At 57.5% G+C, this 19787-nt stretch carries 18 protein-coding genes; 6 read left to right on the top strand and 12 right to left on the bottom strand.

All coding sequences use genetic code 11. From position 1 onward, the window contains the following. Window positions 1-22: 22 nt before the first annotated feature. The 3 genes from leuB to ACUUL3_RS06795 form a co-directional block, all read right to left on the bottom strand. Complete coding sequence (gene leuB, locus ACUUL3_RS06805) at window positions 23-1102, bottom strand: 3-isopropylmalate dehydrogenase (RefSeq protein WP_448555822.1); 1080 nt, start codon at window positions 1100-1102, stop codon at window positions 23-25. A 172-nt stretch (window positions 1103-1274) separates the two neighbouring features. Further along, entirely contained in the window at window positions 1275-1748 is a 474-nt protein-coding gene (locus ACUUL3_RS06800; RefSeq protein ID WP_448555820.1) for a QcrA and Rieske domain-containing protein, read from the bottom strand. A 33-nt stretch (window positions 1749-1781) separates the two neighbouring features. Then, window positions 1782-2375, bottom strand: a complete 594-nt coding sequence (locus ACUUL3_RS06795) for a hypothetical protein (RefSeq protein ID WP_448555818.1) — start codon at window positions 2373-2375, stop codon at window positions 1782-1784. Between ACUUL3_RS06795 and ACUUL3_RS06790 the strand changes: the two genes are divergently transcribed. Beyond that, entirely contained in the window at window positions 2364-5000 is a 2637-nt protein-coding gene (locus ACUUL3_RS06790) for a PAS domain S-box protein (protein WP_448555817.1), read from the top strand. The genes ACUUL3_RS06795 and ACUUL3_RS06790 overlap by 12 nt on opposite strands. Window positions 5001-5035: 35 nt before the next feature. After that, window positions 5036-7171 carry a cation:proton antiporter domain-containing protein gene (locus ACUUL3_RS06785; protein WP_448555815.1) on the top strand — a complete coding sequence of 712 codons (2136 nt, stop codon included), beginning with the start codon at window positions 5036-5038 and terminating at the stop codon, window positions 7169-7171. 6 nt (window positions 7172-7177) lie between these two features. Here ACUUL3_RS06785 and ACUUL3_RS06780 read toward each other — a convergent pair whose 3' ends face one another. After that, window positions 7178-7594, bottom strand: a complete 417-nt coding sequence (locus ACUUL3_RS06780; protein ID WP_448555813.1) for a hypothetical protein — start codon at window positions 7592-7594, stop codon at window positions 7178-7180. A gap of 22 nt (window positions 7595-7616) precedes the next feature. Then, on the bottom strand, window positions 7617-8639 hold the full coding sequence (locus ACUUL3_RS06775; RefSeq protein WP_448555811.1) for a helix-turn-helix domain-containing protein: 1023 nt from the start codon (window positions 8637-8639) through the stop codon (window positions 7617-7619). 316 nt (window positions 8640-8955) lie between these two features. Between ACUUL3_RS06775 and extJ the strand changes: the two genes are divergently transcribed. After that, a complete protein-coding gene (gene extJ, locus ACUUL3_RS06770) occupies window positions 8956-9186 on the top strand; it encodes a selenite/tellurite reduction operon protein ExtJ (protein WP_448555809.1) in 231 nt (76 codons plus the stop codon). Window positions 9187-9265: 79 nt separating this feature from the next. On the opposite strand, the gene ACUUL3_RS06765 is transcribed toward extJ, so the two are convergent. From ACUUL3_RS06765 to ACUUL3_RS06745, 5 genes are all read right to left on the bottom strand, one after another. Further along, window positions 9266-9793, bottom strand: a complete 528-nt coding sequence (locus ACUUL3_RS06765; RefSeq protein ID WP_448555807.1) for a Crp/Fnr family transcriptional regulator — start codon at window positions 9791-9793, stop codon at window positions 9266-9268. 178 nt (window positions 9794-9971) lie between these two features. Further along, the gene (locus ACUUL3_RS06760) at window positions 9972-10364 is read right to left on the bottom strand and encodes a Rho termination factor N-terminal domain-containing protein (protein ID WP_448555805.1); all 393 of its coding nucleotides are present in this window, start codon (window positions 10362-10364) and stop codon (window positions 9972-9974) included. 225 nt (window positions 10365-10589) lie between these two features. Next, entirely contained in the window at window positions 10590-11819 is a 1230-nt protein-coding gene (locus ACUUL3_RS06755; RefSeq protein WP_448555803.1) for an NAD(P)/FAD-dependent oxidoreductase, read from the bottom strand. A gap of 198 nt (window positions 11820-12017) precedes the next feature. Further along, window positions 12018-12197, bottom strand: coding sequence for a hypothetical protein (locus ACUUL3_RS06750; protein WP_448555801.1), 180 nt, complete (start codon window positions 12195-12197; stop codon window positions 12018-12020). 123 nt (window positions 12198-12320) lie between these two features. Continuing rightward, a complete protein-coding gene (locus ACUUL3_RS06745) occupies window positions 12321-12767 on the bottom strand; it encodes a YhcH/YjgK/YiaL family protein (protein ID WP_448555799.1) in 447 nt (148 codons plus the stop codon). A 326-nt stretch (window positions 12768-13093) separates the two neighbouring features. Between ACUUL3_RS06745 and ACUUL3_RS06740 the strand changes: the two genes are divergently transcribed. Both ACUUL3_RS06740 and ACUUL3_RS06735 read left to right on the top strand, forming a co-directional pair. Next, complete coding sequence (locus tag ACUUL3_RS06740) at window positions 13094-14269, top strand: cytochrome C (protein ID WP_448555797.1); 1176 nt, start codon at window positions 13094-13096, stop codon at window positions 14267-14269. Between the two features lie 151 nt (window positions 14270-14420). Further along, window positions 14421-15095: a PEP-CTERM sorting domain-containing protein gene (locus tag ACUUL3_RS06735; protein WP_448555795.1), complete on the top strand. Its 675-nt coding sequence runs from the start codon at window positions 14421-14423 to the stop codon at window positions 15093-15095. On the opposite strand, the gene ACUUL3_RS06730 is transcribed toward ACUUL3_RS06735, so the two are convergent. Next, window positions 15092-15904, bottom strand: a complete 813-nt coding sequence (locus tag ACUUL3_RS06730) for an N-acetylmuramidase domain-containing protein (protein WP_448555793.1) — start codon at window positions 15902-15904, stop codon at window positions 15092-15094. The two genes, ACUUL3_RS06735 and ACUUL3_RS06730, sit on opposite strands and share 4 nt — an antisense overlap. Before the next feature lie 290 nt (window positions 15905-16194). Between ACUUL3_RS06730 and ACUUL3_RS06725 the strand changes: the two genes are divergently transcribed. Further along, complete coding sequence (locus tag ACUUL3_RS06725) at window positions 16195-17409, top strand: IS256 family transposase (RefSeq protein WP_448550836.1); 1215 nt, start codon at window positions 16195-16197, stop codon at window positions 17407-17409. A 13-nt stretch (window positions 17410-17422) separates the two neighbouring features. On the opposite strand, the gene ACUUL3_RS06720 is transcribed toward ACUUL3_RS06725, so the two are convergent. Then, window positions 17423-19669, bottom strand: coding sequence for an HD domain-containing phosphohydrolase (locus ACUUL3_RS06720; protein WP_448555791.1), 2247 nt, complete (start codon window positions 19667-19669; stop codon window positions 17423-17425). Window positions 19670-19787: the final 118 nt, after the last annotated feature.

The raw sequence follows: 19787 nt of genomic DNA, 5'->3' as shown, positions 1-19787 counted from the left end.
TAGCTTCCTTGGGTATTTGATTTTACTTCAAAAGGGCAGCGACAATGGCGTCGCCCATGGCCGCCGTGCCGATGGCCCTGCTCTTGTCGATGGCTATGTCCGGGGTGTGGATGCCACTTTCGAGCACCTTGGTGATCGCCTGCTCTATGGCGTCCGCCGCAGCCCCCTGACCCAGGCTGAAGCGCAGCATCATGGCTGCGGAAAGAATCTGGGCGATGGGGTTGGCGATGCCTTTTCCCGCGATGTCCGGCGCCGAGCCGCCCGCCGGCTCGTAAAGGCCGAAACCCTTTTCGTTGAGGCTTGCCGAGGCGAGCAGGCCCATGGAGCCGGTGATCATTGCGCACTCATCGGAGATGATGTCGCCGAACATGTTGCCGCAGAGCATGACATCAAACTGCTGGGGGTTGCGGACGAGCTGCATGGTGGCATTGTCGACATAGATGTGGTTTAAGGTGACGTCCGGATACTCCTTGCCGATCTCGATAACGACCTCCCGCCACAGCACCATGGTGGTGAGGACATTGGCCTTGTCCACCGAGGTGACGATCTTCCTGCGCATCCTGGCCGCCTCAAAGGCGCGCCGGGCAATGCGCTCGATCTCCCAGCGATGGTAGACCATGGTGTCGAAGCCCTTCTCGTTCGGGCCGGCGCCCTCGCGGCCCTTTGGCTGTCCGAAGTAGATGCCGCCGGTGAGCTCCCGCACGCAAAGGATGTCAAAACCGTCCTTGACGATGTCGGCGCGCAACGGGCTTGCGGCGGCCAGGGATTTGAACACTTTGGCCGGCCGCAGGTTGCAGAACAGCTCGAAATGCTTGCGCAGGGGCAGCAGGGCCGCGCGTTCGGGTTGCTGGGCCGGGGGAAGCGATTCCCACTTCGGCCCGCCCACGGAGCCGAAGAGGATGGCGTCGCCGGCCTCGCAGATTTTCAGGGTCTGTTCCGGCAGGGCATGGCCGTGGTTATCGATGGCGCAACCGCCGACATCGGCAGGGTGGTATTCGAGCCTGAAGCCGAACTTGTCCTGGGCGGCGTTTAAAACCTTGATGGCCTCCTGCATGACTTCCGGGCCGATGCCATCACCGGCCAGCACTGCGATTTTTTTCATGGGGCAAATCCTCTAGGTATATATTTCCAACGTGGCAACAGGGGTGTTAGCCAAATGTTTGGGGCAACACCTTACCTGATCAGGACAAAAAAACGCAAGATCAATATGGTTGTCCCATGAAAACCGCCTGCTATATTCAGCGCCGGGCAACGAGAAAATGGGGGGCCAGGTCTCAGAACGGGTAGCTGATAAATACGGAATTGTTCCGCAGTTCCGCTGGATAGCGTTCAAGATCGCTCCTGGCCGGGCCGCTTTTTACCCTGCCGGTCAGGTCAAAGCTTCCGCCATGCCCGCTTGCGCAATGAAGTACGCCCTGCTCCGGGGGCAGAACCTCATAGCCGGCATGGGGACATTGCGAGGAAAACGCGGCAACTTCCGACTCCGAAACGCGGGTCACCATAAGCGCTTTTCCGGCGTGGGTAAATTCCACCCTGACGCCGCTGCCGATGGTTCCGAGGCTTGTGTACCTGGAATCGTCCAGGTCGAGCCGGATTCTCCCCTTTTCGATCACCAGGGCAACCGCCCCGCTCTCTTCTTCTTTTTCGGCTCGGCAGGCGCAGGCAAGCGGAGTGAGGGCGGAAATCACCGCCATGAGTTTGCCGGTCTCGGCGAGGAATTGCCTGCGGCTTTTTACCGTTGTCGTCATCTCAAGCTCCTTTTTCCCCTCACCATGGAGGAGTTATGGCATGCTTTGCCCTTGACAGAAGGTGGGGCTTTTGAGGTTAATGGTAACAGAAGGGGCGGCGCTTTGCCCCTGAAGAGGAACCCACGCCTTCCCTTTTAAAGCACCTTGTCCCTGCCCGATTGGGCTGCTCTCATCAGATATGATATGGCCGGAATGCGGAAAAATATAGAGAGTATCAAGCTGCCGCTGCTTTTTCCCCTCGGGGTCGTGCTGATTCTGCTCCTTTCCGCCTCCCTTTACGGCATGCGCTGAGTTCAGCAGCAGAATACCAACCAGCGGCTCCATGATGAAATCATTCGTGCCCAGCGCTTCTTCCATTCCTTTCTGGGCGAGCAGGCGGAGCGCGCGACCTTTTCTCTCCATGGCTATCTGGAAGATCCCGGCCTGCAGACAGCCTTTCTGGCCGGGAATCGGCAAGATTATCTGGCTGCCCTCATCCGATACGAGAGCAGGGCAATCCCCCTTCCCCAGGGGAGCCGCCTGACCCTGCTTGACGCTGAAAAAAATCTCTTTGTTCGCCAGCCGACATCCGCTTCTGCCGGAGACAGCCCCACGGGCAGCACCCTGGCCCGCGCCGTGCAAACCCAAAAAATTGCCTATGGTATCGAACTTGAGAGGAGCGGCCGGTTCATCCTGCGTGTTGTCCTTCCCTGGTTGCGCGAGGACAAACCTTTGGGCTACCTGGCGCTCGCCCAGGACATGGATCCTTTTGTGCTGAAGCTCAAAGAGTATCTTGACTGCGAGGTGCTGCTTACGGCGCAGAAGAGCTTTGTCGACCGAAACCAGTGGTTGTCGCGGCAGAACACCTCAGCCCGGGCCGAAGAATGGAAAGCGCTGCAGGATTGCGTGGTCACCGCCAAGACCACCGCCACGGTTCCCGGCGCCCTCTGCGGGTATCTCGTGGTGGACAACTCGGCGCCGTCGGTGCGGGTCTTTGATTTTCAGGAGGATTCCCGCCATTTTCGAGGCGGGATCGTGGATATATTTGTCGACGGCCCGCAACGTGTCGGCTCCCTGGTTATTCTGAGAGATGTCACCAGCGAGGTTGTCTCCATCTGGTCCATGGCCCTCTATCTCGGGATTGTGGGGGGAGGCGGCATTGTGGTCCTCTTTCTTTTTTTCTCCTTCTACATCGCCGGAATGGACCGTAAAATCGCCGCGACCCAGGAAACGCTCCACGATGCCATTGCCGACAGGGATTCGGAACTGTCCGAATCATCCCTTGTCCTGCAGAATGATATTGCCAAGCGCCAGGAGGTTGAACGCGAGTTCGGGAAGATCTGCCAGCAGAACCAGCTGATCCTCGACTCCGTGGGTGAGGGGATCTTTGGCCTCGACCTCCAGGGAAGGCATACCTTTGTCAACCCTCAGGCCGCTCGGATGCTTGGTTATGAGGTCCAGGAGCTCGTCGGCCAGCCCAGTCATCCTCTCTGGCATCATCGCCGCGCCAATGGTGAGCCTTTCCCGGCGGAGGAGTGCCCCATTCATCACACCCTCCGTGACGGCAAGTTACACCGGGTCGAGGACGATGCCTTCTGGCGCAAGGACGGAACTTCGTTCCCGGTGGATTACACCTCGACGCCGATCTGGGAAAACGGCAGGCTCGCCGGCGCGGTGGTGAGCTTTAAGGACATCGCCGTCCGGAAAAAGGCGCTCCATGATCTTGAGGTCAGTGAGAATCGCTATCGGACCATCAGCAATACGGCCCAGGACGCCATAATCCTCATGGATGACCGGGGCCGTATTGCCTATTGGAATCCGGCCGCGGAGAAGATTTTCGGGTATACGCCGGTTGAGGCCCTGGGCAGGGATCTGCACGAACTTATCATGCCGGCGCGTTTTGTCGCCAATATGAAGGACGGCATGGCCCGTTTCAGAAAAACCGGCACCGGCGAAGTGGTGGGCAGGATTCTTGAGCTGACCGGCATGCGCAAGGGGCATATCGAGTTTCCGGTGGAGCTTTCCGTATCGGCCCTTGAACAGGATGGCACATGGTGGGCGGTGGGAGTGGCCCGTGATATCAGCGAACGCGTCCAGGCGCGGCGGGAGAGGGATGAGCTGCAGGCGCAACTGCGCCAATCCCAGAAAATGGAAGCCATCGGCACTCTTGCCGGCGGCATTGCCCACGATTTCAACAACATCCTCGGGGCCATCATGGGTTATACCGAGCTTGCCCTGCTTGAGGTCGGGGAGGGCAAGCCGCGGGAGAATCTCGAGGAGGTGCGCAAGGCAAGCAGGAGGGCAAAGGATCTGGTCGCCCATATCCTGGCGTTCAGCCGGCAGAGCGAGATGGCGAGGAAGCCGGTGGATGTTTCGCCCATAATCAAGGAAACCCTGAAGATGTTGCGGGCCTCCCTGCCATCCACCATCGAAATCAGGCAGACCATCGGCAGCGAACTCGGCAGAATCATGGCCGATCCTACCCAGATTCATCAGGTACTCATGAACCTCTGCACCAATGCCGCGCACGCCATGCGGGAGCAGGGGGGGCTTCTTGAGATCGGTCTTGATCTGGTCGTGCTCCGCGATGAATCGATTCTGCGTCTTTTCAGCATTGAACCCGGCAAATATCTCAGGTTGTCCGTACGGGATAACGGGATCGGCATCGACCCTGCCATCCAGAATAAGATCTTTGATCCCTTCTTCACCACCAAGGATCGTGGAGAGGGCACCGGCATGGGGCTTTCCGTGGTGCATGGCATCGTCACCAGCCACGGAGGCGCCATTGAGCTCGACAGCGAACCGGGAGTCGGCACCGCCTTCAGCCTCTATTTCCCGATCCTGGAAACCGTCACCGAGACCGTGGAGGCGGTTGTGGTCGACGCTCCGCCCAGTGGCAGGGAGAGGGTGCTTTTTGTCGATGATGAACTGCCGCTGATCGAGCTCGGCGAGCGGATCCTCACCTATCTGGGATATCAGGTCACCGCCAGAACAAGCAGCGTCGACGCCCTTGCTCTTTTCCGCAATGAGCCGGACAGTTTTGATCTCATCGTGACCGACTACACCATGCCCAACATGACCGGCGGAGAACTGGCAAGGCAGATGCTGGCGATTAGACCCGATATCCCCATCATCCTCTGTACCGGCTTCAGCGAGGTGTTTACGGAGGAAAAGGCGAAGGCGCTGGGCATAAAGGGGTATGTCATGAAACCGCTTTCGATCCATGACCTTGCCCAGACCTGCCGAAGCGTGCTCGATTCCTCCAAAGGTTGATTCAGCAATAAAAAAACAGTCCATCGACGGAGTTCATGGAAGTCACCCTGGCATTGGCCATACTTCTCGGGGTCGGGTTTGCCGCGGCAAAACTGGGCCAGTTGATCCGGCTGCCGTCGGTGACCGGCTATGTCTGCGCCGGCCTCATTCTCGGGCCCTCGGGCTTTTCCCTCATCACCCCGGAAATAACCGGAGACAGGCTCTCCCATTTCAACCAGATCGCCTTGATGCTCATCGCTTTCGGCGTCGGCGAGCACCTTGAGCTGAAGCGGCTTAAAAAAACAGCGCGGACGGTTTTTTGCATAGGCCTCCTGGAGGCGGTTTTCGCCTTTTTTCTGGTTTCGGCCGCCATTTTTCTGGTCGCGTTTTTTCTGGAATTGGGGGCCGATGGATGGGGCATGGGCAATTACCTCTCCCTCGCCCTGCTCCTCGGTTCCGTCGCCATCGCCACCGCGCCGGCCTCGACCCTTTCCGTGCTGCGGGAGATGCGGGCCAGAGGCCCCTGGACCACCACCCTGCTGCAGGTGGTGGCCATCGACAATGGCCTTGCCATCATGACCTTCGGTATCACCGTTTCCGTGGTCCGGAACTTTGGCGGGACAGGCTCCGGAACGGTGCTTGGCGGATGCCTGGTCAGTATTTTCGAGATCGCAGGCTCTTTGTTTCTCGGGATGCTGACCGGACTTGCCATCGATTATATCGGCTCCAAGTTAACGAGGCGCAGTGAAATGCTCACCGCCGGTCTCGCCCTTCTGCTCTTGTGCGGGGAAACGGCGCGTCTTCTTGATTTTTCGCCGCTGCTGGCGGGAATGGCCACCGGCTTCACCATCGTGAACCGCGACAGGAGGGACGTCCGGTTTTTCCGGACCTTGAACGGGTTCGAGACCCCGATCTATGTCCTCTTTTTCACCCTGGCCGGGGTGCATTTTGACCTCAAGGAATTCGCGGTCGCCGGCGGCATGGGGTTGGTCTATTTCCTTTGCCGGGTAAGTGGCAAGAATTTCGGGGCCCGCCTCGGGGCGCGTCTTTCCGGCGCCCTGCCTTCCATCCGTTTTTTCATGGGGCAAGCGCTGGTTTCCCAGGCGGATGTGGCAATCGCCCTCATCTTTCTCACCCAGGGGATCCCTGAGTTGAAAATGTATACATCCTTCATCACGCCGATCCTGCTGGCCGGGGTTTTTCTTGCCGAACTATCCGGCCCGCCGCTGGTCCGGCACGCCGTGCTCAAGGCCGGTGAGGCAAGCGGCCTTGAGCGCGACGAGCAGATGAACCCGGTGGGGCAACAACAGAAGGCAGGTCTGTCTGCCCCGGAATCCGTGCAGTTGGTGCCCTGGACATGGGAAAAACTTGAACCGGCCGCCGAGCCCGTGGGGCAGGTTGTTTTCGGCGCCTCGCATCTGGCCACCGTCGCCGGGCTGGCCAGGATATCCACCATCATCGCCCACCACCACGGCGCCTGCCCCTGCGCGGTTCGCGTCATCCCGCGCAAGATCGGCAGGTATTATGGCGAACTGCCGGCGGCAACGGATTTCCTCTTTGCCGTGGAGAGGGCTGAGGTGCGGAGTATCGGCCATGCGCTGAAAACGGTGGTGGTGGAAGAGGAGAACGTGGCCGACGGTATCCTTGGCCAGGCCGAACGGACCAGGACTTTTGCCATCGTCATCGGACATCCGCTGCAGGGCACCCACAAGGAGTTTGAGAAGGTTGTCGAGCAGGTGGTGGGGCGGGCGAAATGCCCGGTGATCATTGTTCGTTTTACCGGGGTGCTTCATACGGAACACATCCTGGTGCCGGTTACGGACAGCGAGGATCTGATCGTCCTGAAGGATATTATCTGCGCCCTTGCCGGGGTGGGCGAGCACCGCATAACCCTGCTGCGTTTGTTGCCGCCGGAGGATGGGGAGAAGGAGCTTGAGGCGGCCCATGAAAGGATGGAAAGCTGGAGTCGGGCCGTGGGGCTGGGGGACTGTGTGCAATCCGAGGTTTACGCGACGGAGGCGCGGCTCAAGACCATTGTCGAGGCGGCGGCCGCGCATGATCTTGTCGTGATGGCCAGTGTGTTCAGCCAGGGGCTTGAGCGGTTGGTTTTCGGCTCTCTGGCCGAAAGCGTGGCGCAGGGCTGCGGTAAGCCCATGCTGATCGTTTATCCTCCCGACTCCCCGCTGGGATAGCGGCTGTTACGGCCGGGTCGGCATGCTCACCATTTGTCCGGTGACCGGATTTTTGTAACGGATTTCCCCGTTGATCTCGCCGGCGCCGATGGGTTGGTCGAGGCGTATGGCAAGGACGAAACTCCCGGGGGCGACCCCTTTCAGCAACCACTTGGCCTCGCCGCGCTTCTCGTTGTACTTGTTGTAGCCGGGGGAAGCCGAAGCGATGATCCTGCCCTCCGGAATGTTCTGGATGATGATCAAGGTTGTGGGCGGCGGTGAGGAGACGGCGATCTGCAGCCGAATCTCCGTGCCGGAGGAACTGAGATACCGGCAGTCCACCAGATCCTTGCCTGCGCGCGCAGGCAAGGGCAGCAGGCAGCCGAAGAGGAAGAAAAAAGAAAAAGCGGTGGGCAGCCAGTGGCGAAGTTTTCCTGTTAACATGCTGGATTCTCCATCTGTTTCGTTATGGCAGGATTTCAAAATTGCGGCTGGCCGGATTCCAGCGGTATCCCTTGCTCGACCAGATGTCCTCAATGCGTTTCTGGTCAAATTCAAACCCCTCGATGGCGCCGTAGGTGTCATACACAGAGAGGATTTCCTCGTCGTCTATCCTGCCGTCGCTGTTGCCGTCAGCCCAGTGGTATGGGCTGATCCGGGCGGAATTGGCCCCGGAAACGGTGGTCGCGGTTTTGTCGCCGCTGCGCAGGGTGATGCCGCCGCTGAAGGTGAGCATGCCGTCCGGCGGCGCCTTCGCGTCCAGTTTGGCGAGATAGGAAAAAACCGCGTAGTCGCCGCTTACCTTGCCGATCCATTTGATCACGGATCTGTCTTTTTCCTGTTCCACAAAGGCCGGGCTGCCGCTGACCGCCGTACAGCCGGGAGGCAGCGTTTCCTTGAGAATGAGAGAAAACGGCTTTGCGGAATTGGTCGTCACTTCAATAAGCACCGGAAAAATTCCGGCGGGCGGGACATGGGCCGGAAGGGATCTGAGGGCCGCAACCTGATTGTCCGCATTCTGTCTGCCATTCCACCAGCTTGCGATCGTAAGGCCGATGGCAATGACAAAGAGGGCTCCCAAGATCACGCCGACATGCCTTGCGGAGATGCCGTGCAATGAAGATCGCGGCGAAGATTCCGCTCCCCGCTGCGGAGCGGGAGGCTCCCCCGGAGAGGGCGGAAGAGGGGCGGCAGACTCAGCCTCGGGTTCCGGCTGGGCGGGTCGGTTGGCCTCGGCCTCTTCCTTCTGGCCGGCGTCGATGATCGCCTCCAGCGGAACCTCAAGGGCTTCGGCCAGTCGGATGGCGTTTTCCTTCTTTATCGTGGGGTAACGGCGGTTCTCCCAGCGGGAGATGGTATCGGTGGTCACTCCCACCACGGTGGAGACATAGAGCTGGGTAAGGCCTTTTTCCTCGCGAATCTGACGAATCTTCAGGCCGTCTATATTGATGATTGGCGCGCCGCCGATCAGTGGCTTTTCAGGATCCATGCTGTTGTTCCCGCAGGTTGAATGGCTTGCATTGAGTGTGGAGAACATAGTAGCAAATCCTTGCCGTAAGCAAAACGGCTTATTTTTCACCCAGGCGGGTTGTCATCACGTTATATATCTGTTATGTTTTTTTCACCATTCCATGGAATCGCGATTTTTCCACTAGATATAGGGGGATTCCGGGTAGACATCGGGTGCTGTTTGGGGCGATGTCGTCTAGGATTTGTCGGCCCGGGCCCATATAATACTTTTAAACGAGCAGGATTTTTAAGGCTGGTAAATAAGGCCAACACAAACCAACCAAAGGAGGAACATCATGAAGAAACAGTTGATCGCAACCTTACTGGCGCTGGCTTTCGTCGCGGGCACCGCAGCGGTATCCGTTGCCGGCAAATGCACCGTGACCGCGGTGGAAGGCGATAAAGTGACCGTTGATTGTGACGGCACCATTTCCCAGGTGGAAGGCACCGCAAAGGTCGGCGACAAGGTCACCGTGAAAGACGGCAAGATCGAAGCCAAGAAGAAAAAGGCCATCGAAGGCTGTTAAACGCTGGCCGGCCAGTAAGTGCCATAAAAAAGCCGGCCTCCGGGGCCGGCTTTTTTATGGCCTGACTTGCAGCATGAGGTCAGGTTCTGGGCGAGCGTGCCCCTCTCTTTTTTTCTTTTTTGAGTTTTTCCAGTTCGGCTCTGGTCCTGAGCAGTTCCTCGTTTGACATCCGCAGCCGCTGGGCGATCACTTCGGCAAAGAGCCGGTAGAGGATGGAAACAAAGAGAACCTGCTCAAGGGGTTCGGTGGTTTCGTTCATGAAGGAGGCGTCGATGGCCAGGCAGACCGTGGGGCCCAGGGACTCGACCGACGCGGAGCGTGCCTTGCCGTCAATGACCGCCAGTTCGCCGAAGGTGTCGCCGACCTGATCAAGGGTTGCGATCATCTTGCCGTTCTTGACGATATTCACCGCGCCGGAAAAAATGATATAAACCCAACTGTCGTATGCCCCTTCCGGGGTAATTGTTTCTCCGTCGTCAAATTTTCTGATTTTGCTCAGGCGCAACATCTGCTTGATGTATTTCTCGCTGATGGTGCCGAGGAAGGGGAGCTTCTGCAGCTTTTCCACTAAGAACTCACGGCCTTCAAGGTATGGTGATTCCTGCATGGAGCCCTCCGCTCTCTTGTTGGCTGAATGGAATGACTTTTTTCCCACCAGGGGAAGTGTTTCGGCAAAACAATCGGTTTTTTTGCAGATAGAATAAGGAGGATCACCGGGAAGAGGAGGCGGAGAGCAGAAAAGGGTGCCCATGCAGGCACCCTGGGTGGATCCTCTCCGGGTTTTATCAGGCGGCCGGAGCGTCCTGGGCGGGGGGAGCGCTCTTTTTTCTGCTCTGTTTCTTGAGCCGGCTCAACTTGCGGCGTAAGACCGCGATCATCTTTTTATTTTTTTCCTCAAGGGCCGCGGCCTTTTTGTCCCGAGTGGCATTGATCCGTTGTTTCACCTCTTTGGCGGTGAGGTTCTTTATGCTCGGCCCGGCCTCTTTTTTTGCTTTTTGGGCCGGGTTTTTTTTCGGAGCCTCGGCCTGTTCTTCCGAACCTCCGCCCTGGAGGGCGGCAAGCAGCTCATCCTTCTTCATGGAGGAGACACCGGTAAGCCCCGGAATTGCCTTGGCAAGTTCCCTCAGTTCTTTGACGGTCATCTTCTCAAGATTCTGTTCAACGGTTTTGGCGGCCATTCCAGTTCTCCTTGCGCAGTACCGGCCCTGCGAAAAAATAATGAATTGTTCTGTAGATAACAGTCTTGTCTAACTATACGAGATTTATAAATTTTTAGCCATTATACCATATTGGATTTTCTTTTCGCCAGCGCATAATTGTCGCCGTCCCAAAAACCATGCTGTCGTATGGTATGGCAGGCAAGCCGCATGGCTCGGCATGGTTTGCGGGCGGAGCTGGTCACGTCAAGGCCTTTCCCTGGCGGAAAGCCAGCGCAACACCCCCTCTGCCGCGGAAAAGCCGGTGGAGAATGCGCCCTGGAGGAGATAGCCTCCGGTCGGCGCCTCCCAATTGAGCATTTCTCCCGCCACAAAGATCCCAGGCAGTTTGCAAAGCATCAGGGATTCATCCACCTCGGCAAAGGAGATGCCGCCGGCGGACGAGATCGCCTCGGCAAGGGGCCTGGATCTCCTCACTGGAACGGGCAGGTTCGTGATGCATTGGGCGAGCCTGTCCAGATCGTTGAGCGCTTCTGCCGGGCAAAGTTCGCGGAGCAGGGAGTAGTAAGGGCCGGCAAGTCCCAGCCCCTTGCGAAGGAAGTTGGCAAGGCTCTCCTTCTTCTTCCGTTTTTCCAGCTTTTCCCTGATGCGCTGCCTGGAAAGATCACGCTTCAGGTCGAGGTTGAGGATGACGGTCCCTTCCTTTTCCAGAGCTTCCCTGATGACCGGCCCCAGAAGATAGATCGCCCCGCCCTCAAGGCCATATTTTGTTATAAGCGCCTCGCCGCAGACCTCTTTGTCTTTGCAGCGGATCAGCAGGTTCTTCAAGGGCTGGCCGGCGAAGTTGCCGCGGAAGTGCCCGCTCCACTCCACTTCGACGCCGAAATTGGCCGGCTGAAAAGGGAGAATCGTAATCGAGCGTTCGGCAAGAATGGGAATCCAGCCACCGTCGGAACCGGTCTGTGGCCAGCTCGCTCCGCCAAGGGCCAGGAGCAGCGCATCGCAGGGGAAGAGCAAGGCACGGTTCGATTCCGTCGAGAACAGAGGCTGGTTGTTGTGGTCAAGAGCCTGCCAGCGGTGTCCGTAGCAGAGGCGAACCCCCAGATGTTCCAGTCGCTTCAGCCAGCGTTTCAGGATGGCGGCGGCCGTTTCCTCCTTGGGGAAGATACGGCCGCTGCTGCCGACAAAGGTTTCAACCCCGAGGCGATTCAGGAAGGCGCGGAGATCGGCCGGAGAAAAAGAGGCGAGATACCGGGCAAAACGGCTGGATTCCGTTCCGTAACGAAGAAGAAAGGGCTCCATTGCTTCGGCATTGGTGAGGTTCAGCCCCCCCTTGCCGGCAACCAGAAACTTGCGGCCGGCGGCAGGCATGGCGTCAAAGAGAGTCACCCCGAGTCCTGACTCGGCAAGATGGGTGGCAGCCATAAGCCCGGCAGGCCCACAGCCGATGATGGCAACCTTTTTTTGGGGATTCATGGCAGCCTTGTTGACGGATGGAGGATGATGAACGAAAAGAGGGTTTCATGCCGGCGGCGGGGAAGACGGGGGCGAAGGCAGGATCCCCTGCGCGGGAAACAGCCATTCCCTCCTCCCCGCGCAGTTCCATGGGGAAGGGGCTCTCGCCAAGGCCGCCTTCATGTTCGCGGGAGGGGGGCATGGCCGGCACAGGGCGCGTTACCGTTTTCTTTTCTTTGCCGCCGTTTTTTCCTCAAGTTCCCGCAGGCGCCTGTCAAGGTCCTCGCTGACCTTGACTTTCCCTTCCAGCACGCAGCCGGGCCTGCCCGGCACACAATCTGCCTTGAGTTTGAGGCACTGGTCTTCATTGTAATCGTAATTTTTACAGGAGAAGGTCATACACTGTGATTCGCCTTGCGCTGTCAGCCATCGCTGTCAGCTATTATTAAAAGATGGGGTGTCCTTCCGAGGATAGATATTCTTCTTTGCGCGACATGTCAAGCAGTGGTGCAAACGGCTGCCTCAGACAGGAATCTTGAAGACGATCTTGCTCACCTCCGCGGGCATCGCTCCGGTATTGAGCTGAGGCATGTGCCCGTCCTGGGGATAGAAGATTGCGAAAAATCCCGCCTGGAGGGTGATGAACTCCATGGAGCCCTGCAGTTCCAGATAGTCATTTTCTTCATTGTAGGCAGACGGCTTGCACTGTTCGCTCCGGCAGATCCCTACCTTTTCGGCGCCGCTGGTGATGATCTGGATGTCAATGTACCTTCTGTGGCATTCAATGAAGGTTTCCGCCGGTTTTTTTGTCTGGTATCTGGCGGAAATGAGAAAAATGCCGTTTCCGATATCCTGTTTGCCGAGCGGCAGCTGAGTCAGGTCATGGCTGCCGATATAGTCGTGGACAAAGGTAAACAGGGGATGAGCGTTCTTGTAGGTGGCAAAGTGTGCCAGTGCATCGTAGATCATGGGCTTTTCACTCCTCTTCTAAAGGCGCCGGCTCTGGGCTCCGGATGGTTGTTTCCGAAATCATGGACATACCCTTGGGAATTCCGGAAAAAATCCCATGTCCGAATCTGATTGCAAGCCATAACTTAAACTAACTGGTTGAAAAAAATCAAATAATTAAATTGATTGCTGGTAATGCATGCAATTTGCATAACTCAAGTTGTTCTTCTCTATTTGCCGCAGGGAACATTGTTTTTTGCTTACTGCGTTTCAGAACAGTGGAGGGGGGACACGTCATGGGAAGAATAAGGGTATGCGGATATCTGCTTGTCTTTTCAGGGTTTCTGTTGTCTACCGTCCCGGGACTTTGCCAGGAGACCTTCCACAACGGCGGCACGGGTGACTGCAAGGAATGTCACAGTACGCCGCCCGCTCTGCTCGGCACCGATGCAAGTTCAACCTGCCTCAGATGCCATCAGGCGGAGATTGGCATCATGCCGGGCCGTCAACATCAGGTCGCCACCGATACGGCAACGTATCCGCTCTGTGTGCAGCTTTCTCCGGGGGGCGATTTCTGCTGGCTGAAAAAAAACTACACCTGGGATCTTGCCGGCATGCGAGAGGCGCAGGGAAGCGCGGGCGACAGCCACGGCCATAATATCGTGGCCGTTGATTATGGGTTTGCTCCGGACAGCTCCTTTTCCTTTGCCCCGGGTGGGACTTATCCCGCCGCCAGCCTTTCCTGCGTCAGTTGCCATGACCCGCACGGCAACTACCGAAGGCTTGAGGACAACACCGTAACCACATCCGGTCCGCCGGTGATTGCCTCGGGTTCCTATGCGGACAGTCCGGCCCCCGGCCCGCGCGGTTCCGTGGGCGTATACAGGCTGTTGGCCGGCAAGGGGTATCAGCCGAAAAGCATGCCCGGTGTGCCGGTTTTCGATGTGGACCCGCCTGTGGCCGTTTCGCCCTCTCAGTACAACAGGGCGGAAACCTCCAGCGATACCAGGGTTGTCTATGGCAGCGGCATGTCCGAGTGGTGTCAGAACTGTCACCCCCAGTTCGACAGCTTCTGCAGGCACCCGGTGGGAAGCGGCGCCGTCCTGAACACTGAAATAGTCAACAACTACAACAGATACATCTCTTCAGGCAATCTCAAGGGCGACCACTCTTTCTCCTATACCTCCCTTGTTCCCTACGAAGTCGGCGTAAAGGATTACGCCATGCTGAAAACGCTGGCCATCACCCTGGGCCGCAGTGGTCCAGGGGGCGGGGTGAATGTCATGTGCCTTTCCTGTCATCGGGCGCACGCCTCGGGCTGGGACAGCATGTTGCGCTGGAACATGCAGGCTGAGTTTATCATCTATGACGGGGTTTATCCCGGCATCGACAATGACACGCCACCGCAATACGCGCAGGGCCGGACCGCCGCCGAAACGCAGAAAACCTTTTACGACAGGCTGGCCGGCAGTTTTGCAACATTCCAGAGAAGTTTCTGCAACAAGTGCCATGTTCAGGATTGACTGTTCCTTCAGGTTTTTTCGCAGGACCGTCCCAACCGGTGGGATGGTGTAATGAGAACTTGAAAAGGGGGAGGCCATGCGGGGAGGGATTTTGAAAGTAACTGTCTTTTTTTTCTGCTTGGCCGCCGGGTGTGCGGAGGTTGGCCATTGCATGCCAATCACCGTCGAATACTGGAACATTAAGGATGGGTACCAGAAACCGGTGAAAATACCAGACGATAACTTTCTCGGTTTTTTCATCCCTGAGTTTGGCAAGATGTACGACGTATGCATAGACGGAGAGTGTACCCCTGTAACGTATTCCCATCCTTCCGGCTTGACCGGGGCGAGATTCAAGGAGGGCCTGCATGACGGCTGGGACATCTTTGGCTGGTTTGACACGGATTGCGGCCTGCATCTTTTTGAAGACGGGACTTACACGGTCCGGCTCTTCCGGGATGGCAAATATCAAACAACCCTTGGCGGGGAGAGTGATGCCACGGTCCGTTTTGACGCGACCCATGACCCCAGTCCCGCCCAGGGTGATTATTACGCCCATGTCAATCCCAGTACCGCGGTCAACGAAGCCGGTTTCCTGCAAAAGTTTCATGCCGGAGAGGATATCGGTACGATGGACGGAAACCACTTGCATTTAGGCGTCATGGAGTACGCGAGTAAAAAATTCATTGATCCGGTGGTCTTCTGGGAAAAGGGTTCCAAAACCTGCGCGGAATGCCCCGTGCCGGAGCCTGCCAGCCTGTTTCTTTTCGGCGTAGGCCTTGCTGGCTTGGCCGGCATCCGGCATAAACGAAAGGAGCCGGCTGGGAGGGGAACCCGGGGGCGTTAAACGGTTTTCCGCGAGTGTTTTGCCTTGCCGCTGTTCTTTTTCGGGAACGCTCGGGAAAGCAGTGTGTTTTCGGTGTCAGGGTCAAGATCCCCGGTCGCCGGAAGCCCCCAGCGCTCCTGGAACAGCAGCAGGGCCGAACGGGTACGTCGACCGCGCAGGCCGTCGATGGGCCCGGGATCGAAGCCAAGATACATCAAGGAGACCTGGGCGGCTCTGAGGGAAAGATCCGGCAGCATCGTCTTGTTTTTGGCATGGGCGGCGGCCAGCCGGGTGTCATACTCGTTCTTTTTGAAATCAGGGCCGTTGTAGCCGCGGGCAAAGGACACCCAGTTCCGGCGTTGCAGCGCACCTGCCAAGCCTTTGCCGGATATGAAGTTCGCCGTGGCAAGAAGCTGGCTGTTCTCGTCCTCCACCATGGCGGCAATCATGGCGTCGATGCTGGCGAAACCAGCCACCTTGTAATTGAATCCCATGATCTGGCCGATTCCCCAGGAGGCGCTCTCAAGCGCCGCCTTCCGGTCGAGCCGCATCGCCATTTCCAGGCGGGCATATTCCCCGGATCCGCCCGTATAGCCGCCTGGGCGTGCATTGCTGATTTCGGCATTGCCGGGGGCGTGCTTTCCCTTGGTCAGCCGCTGGAAGATGTGCCGTTCGAACAGGATCTGGGGTCGGCGATCCTTGAGAAAGCCGAATCCGCGGGTCTCGACGGTCAGAACCGCCCATATCTCCGGTTCGGTGACCTCCAGGGTTTTGCATACCTGCTCCATTCCTTCCTCGTTCAGTGGTCGGCCCTGGTTCTGAAAATTCATACCTTGTCCTCTGGGTTGTGTTTGGCCGGGCAGGGGAAATTCCGCAAGGGTTCCATGCCCATCCGTCCTTGTCCCTGCTCAATCAGTCTGACAGAAACATGTCTGTTGTCAAATGGTTTGAGCGAAACGGTGCCCCAGGGAAAACGCAAAAGGTCGGAATATCCCTTTGGGCGGGCGGACAGGATGGGGAATAAGGCGGGGACTCAGCGAAAATGCGGAGGGTGTAAAAAGGATTGTGTAAATGGCCATTCCGGGGGTAGAAAAGTTCGCCCCCAACCAAGGAGAGAGATATGGCCATTTCCAAAGAATTGCTTGACCAATTAATTGCGGATTACAAAAAGCCGGAAGACCTGATCGGCGAGAACGGCATACTGAAACAACTGACCAAGGCCCTGCTGGAGCGGGCCATGCAGGCCGAGATAACCGATCACCTCGGCTATCCCCGGAACGCTCCGGCTGGGAAAAACAGCGGCAACTCCAGAAACGGCAGCTACAAGAAAAAGCTCAAGGGAGATTTTGGCGAGATTGACGTCGCGGTTCCCCGTGACCGGAACGGCTCCTTCGAGCCGATCATCGTTCCCAAGGGAGAGACCCGCTTCAAGGGGTTTGATGACAAGATCATCTCCATGTATGCCCGTGGGATGACCACCCGTGATATCCAGAGCCATCTGGAGGAGATTTACGGCGTTGAGATTTCACCGACCCTGATCTCCCAAGTGACCGACGCCGTCACGGAAGAGGTCCGGCTCTGGCAGAACCGGCCATTGGAAGATGTTTACCCCATCGTCTATCTGGATGCGGTGCGGATCAGGGTCAAGCACAACGGCCAGATCATCAAGAAGGCCGTCTACCTGGCGATTGCCGTGACGATGACTGGGGTGAAGGAGGTTCTCGGCATGTGGGCCGCCGAGACCGAGGGCGCCAAGTTCTGGTTGGCCATCCTGACCGAGCTGAAAAATCGGGGCGTGAAGGATATCCTGATCGCCTGTGTCGATGGGCTCAAGGGTTTTCCGGAGGCCATCGAAGCGGCGTACCCCGCCGCCCAGGTCCAGTTATGCATCGTGCACCTGGTGCGGCACAGCCTGAATTTCGTTTCCTGGAAACAGCGCAAGGAAATGGCGGACGACCTGAAGGAGATTTACAGCGCCCCGACCGTAGAACAGGCCGAGGCAAACCTGATCAGCTTCGGGGAAAAATGGGATGCTACCCATCCTCGGATAAGTCAGTCCTGGCAGAACAACTGGCAGCGAATCATCCCGTATTTTGCCTATCCTCCGGAGATCCGCAGGGTGATCTATACGACCAACACCATCGAATCGTTGAACATGTCCCTGCGCAAGGTCACTAAGAACCGGGGCTCTTTTCCGAATGACGAGTCGATGTTCAAGCTGCTCTATCTGGCGCTGACGAATATTTCGAAACGATGGACGATGCCGATCAAAAACTGGAAATCGGCGCTGAATCAATTCAGCATCATGTTTGAAGACAGGCTGCCGGAATTTTGATCACAAAAAACATTTACACAAAATTCTTTACACGCCCAAAATGCGCAGTCCAGGGATCGCCGATAATCGGCCCGGAGGAGTTCAGGGGCAGGATTTCCAGTTTTTCCAGCTTATCGACGGTGTAGGACTTTTCCGCCGAGAGATCAATGTGATGAATCTCGGCCTCGACCTCGGTGGCAACGATGCTCGGAAAGGCATTGAGTGTTTTGCCGTCGATGGCGAGGTGCTCTTTGGAAACGATGGCAAAGTCGTTTCCATAGGCCCGGAAGACAAGGGAGTCGGGAAAGCCCGCCAGCAGCTCGGCGGCAAACTGCCGGAAAAGCATATTTCCCTTGGCCCAGCCGTATCGCTTGTTGTATTCGGGCAGATTCTGCATGTGCAGCATGTGGAGGCAGCGGTATTGGTTCAGATCCAGGTTGTTGAGGATGATCTTCAGGTAATCCTCGTTGTAAAGCCCTGTCAGGTTATCGTTGAAGAAATAGGAGAATCTCTTTTTTTCAAGGTCGCTCATCGGGAGCTGGTTGATGGCTGTGGAGATTGTAACCTTCGCCAGTACCTTGCCCGCCGCCCTGACCACCTCGGGATGGAACTGTGTGCCGCTGCAGTGTGCAAGCTCTGCCAGGGCTTCGGGTATTTTCTTTCTCGCCTTGTAGATGCGGTTGGTGGTCATGGCGTCAAAGGCGTCGCCCACGGCCATGATCCGGGAGAGGAGAGGGATATCCTCGCCCCGCAGGCCGTCCGGATAGCCTGAGCCATCGTGCCGCTCGTGATGGTGGAGGATGATCACGGCCAGGTCCTTGTACATCTCGATATTGGAAAGCATCTCGTAGCCGGCGTTGGCATGGAGCTTGATCAGGTCATAATCCAGGCTGGTGAGCTTGCCGGGCTTGAGGAGAACGGAATCCGGAGTGGCGATTTTTCCGATGTCATGGAGGGTGGCGGCCTTGTAAAGCTTCTTGATCTGCTCGTGGGCAAGGCCCATTCCCTTGGCGATCAGTTCGCAATAATGCGCCACGCGTTCAGTGTGCCCGGCCGTATAGGTGTCCCTCTGTTCGATCATGTCGACAAAGGAGAAAATCGTCTCTTCGTAGTTGGCGGTGCGTTCGGCCGTAAGTTTTGCCACGGCCTCCCGCTGCCTGAAGGAATGGATGGCAAAGCCGATGTCGCCGGCAAGCTCGTCGAGCATCTCCTTCTCTTCCGGCTCAAAGCCCTCCTTGCGCCAGGTATAGATGGACAAAACACCAAGGGGCTCGGCACCCTGATGGGCGCGCAGGGGGAGGCTGATGACCGCCTGGAATCCTTGCACCGTCTCAGGGGTGCGCCACAGGGCGGGATCCGGTCTTTCCCGGTCGTTTGCGCGGATCACGGCGCGGTTTTCAAGGAGGCATGCGGCCGCGGCGGTCCGGGAAAAGAAGCCCTCCCTATCATGCACCGCAAAGGGGGGATCAACCAGCGGACTGGCAAGGGGGTCGGAGGTGTGGGTGGTCCGGATCTCCCCATTTTCCAGCAGGCCGATCCAGCAAAACCCGTAATGGCCGTGCCGCACGAATCGGGCGCAGGCGCTTGTCAGCAGGCTTGTGGTGTCCGGGGTGGTGATCAGCAGTTTGTTGATCTGGGCAACCGTATCCAGAATCTCGCGGAGATAGCGTTCCTGGTCGAGGAGGGTGGCGATCTTTTCCGTGCGTTCGGCCACCCTGATTTCCAGGGTTTGGTTGAAATGTTCCACCTTTTCCTTGTCGCGCTTGACCTTTTCCGTCAGCAACCCCACCGGCACGGCGATGAAAAAAAGAAAGCCGATCCGCATGGCAAGGTCGGTCCACTCGATATGGGCGAGCATAGGCAGAACGCTGAGGAGGTAGCAAAGCGCGGAAAGAACCGCGACCGACAGGCCGAAGGAGAAACCGAAGTAAATGGTGTGCAGGCAGATGAGCAGGTAATAGCCGAGGAAGAAGCTGCTTTCGAAGCTTGTTTCCGCATGGACCAGGACGGACAGGAAGGTCAGGTCGAGGAACAGGGACGCCAGGTAGACCTTTTTCAGAAAAGCGGGCTTGAAAAAAATCACCAGATAGCAAAGAGCGCTGTAAACGGAAAAAGAGATGAGGGCCTGGACCAGGATGGCCTCTTCCGGAGGGTTAAGCGGCACGATCAGGAGCCAGGCAATCCCGCCGACCAAGCTGAAAACCCGCAGCAACAGAAAGGTGAGGTCAACCTCGCTGGTCAGTTCCGCAACCTTTCTCCACTGTTTGCGTAAAAAGATCATGCTACCTTCGCACAGTCAGAGGTGGTGGCCCGCGCGACTAAGGCATGGGCGGGAGATGTCGCTTCACCATGGCTGGCATGGCGTTTCTCTCTTCTGGCTTAAATACTACCGCCATGTT

This window comes from Thiovibrio sp. JS02 (assembly GCF_053485635.1).
The sequence above is the reverse complement of the archived record's forward strand: the minus strand, read 5'-3'. Positions and strand labels throughout refer to the sequence as shown.

Coding starts and splice junctions, on each gene's coding strand:
- leuB (WP_448555822.1), bottom strand. CDS start 1,102: ATGAAAAAAATCGCAGTGCTGGCCGGTGATGGCATCGGCCCGGAAGTC.
- ACUUL3_RS06800 (WP_448555820.1), bottom strand. CDS start 1,748: ATGACGACAACGGTAAAAAGCCGCAGGCAATTCCTCGCCGAGACCGGC.
- ACUUL3_RS06785 (WP_448555815.1), top strand. CDS start 5,036: ATGGAAGTCACCCTGGCATTGGCCATACTTCTCGGGGTCGGGTTTGCC.
- ACUUL3_RS06780 (WP_448555813.1), bottom strand. CDS start 7,594: ATGTTAACAGGAAAACTTCGCCACTGGCTGCCCACCGCTTTTTCTTTT.
- ACUUL3_RS06775 (WP_448555811.1), bottom strand. CDS start 8,639: ATGGATCCTGAAAAGCCACTGATCGGCGGCGCGCCAATCATCAATATA.
- extJ (WP_448555809.1), top strand. CDS start 8,956: ATGAAGAAACAGTTGATCGCAACCTTACTGGCGCTGGCTTTCGTCGCG.
- ACUUL3_RS06765 (WP_448555807.1), bottom strand. CDS start 9,793: ATGCAGGAATCACCATACCTTGAAGGCCGTGAGTTCTTAGTGGAAAAG.
- ACUUL3_RS06760 (WP_448555805.1), bottom strand. CDS start 10,364: ATGGCCGCCAAAACCGTTGAACAGAATCTTGAGAAGATGACCGTCAAA.
- ACUUL3_RS06755 (WP_448555803.1), bottom strand. CDS start 11,819: ATGAATCCCCAAAAAAAGGTTGCCATCATCGGCTGTGGGCCTGCCGGG.
- ACUUL3_RS06750 (WP_448555801.1), bottom strand. CDS start 12,197: ATGACCTTCTCCTGTAAAAATTACGATTACAATGAAGACCAGTGCCTC.
- ACUUL3_RS06745 (WP_448555799.1), bottom strand. CDS start 12,767: ATGATCTACGATGCACTGGCACACTTTGCCACCTACAAGAACGCTCAT.
- ACUUL3_RS06735 (WP_448555795.1), top strand. CDS start 14,421: ATGCCAATCACCGTCGAATACTGGAACATTAAGGATGGGTACCAGAAA.
- ACUUL3_RS06730 (WP_448555793.1), bottom strand. CDS start 15,904: ATGAATTTTCAGAACCAGGGCCGACCACTGAACGAGGAAGGAATGGAG.
- ACUUL3_RS06725 (WP_448550836.1), top strand. CDS start 16,195: ATGGCCATTTCCAAAGAATTGCTTGACCAATTAATTGCGGATTACAAA.
- ACUUL3_RS06720 (WP_448555791.1), bottom strand. CDS start 19,669: ATGATCTTTTTACGCAAACAGTGGAGAAAGGTTGCGGAACTGACCAGC.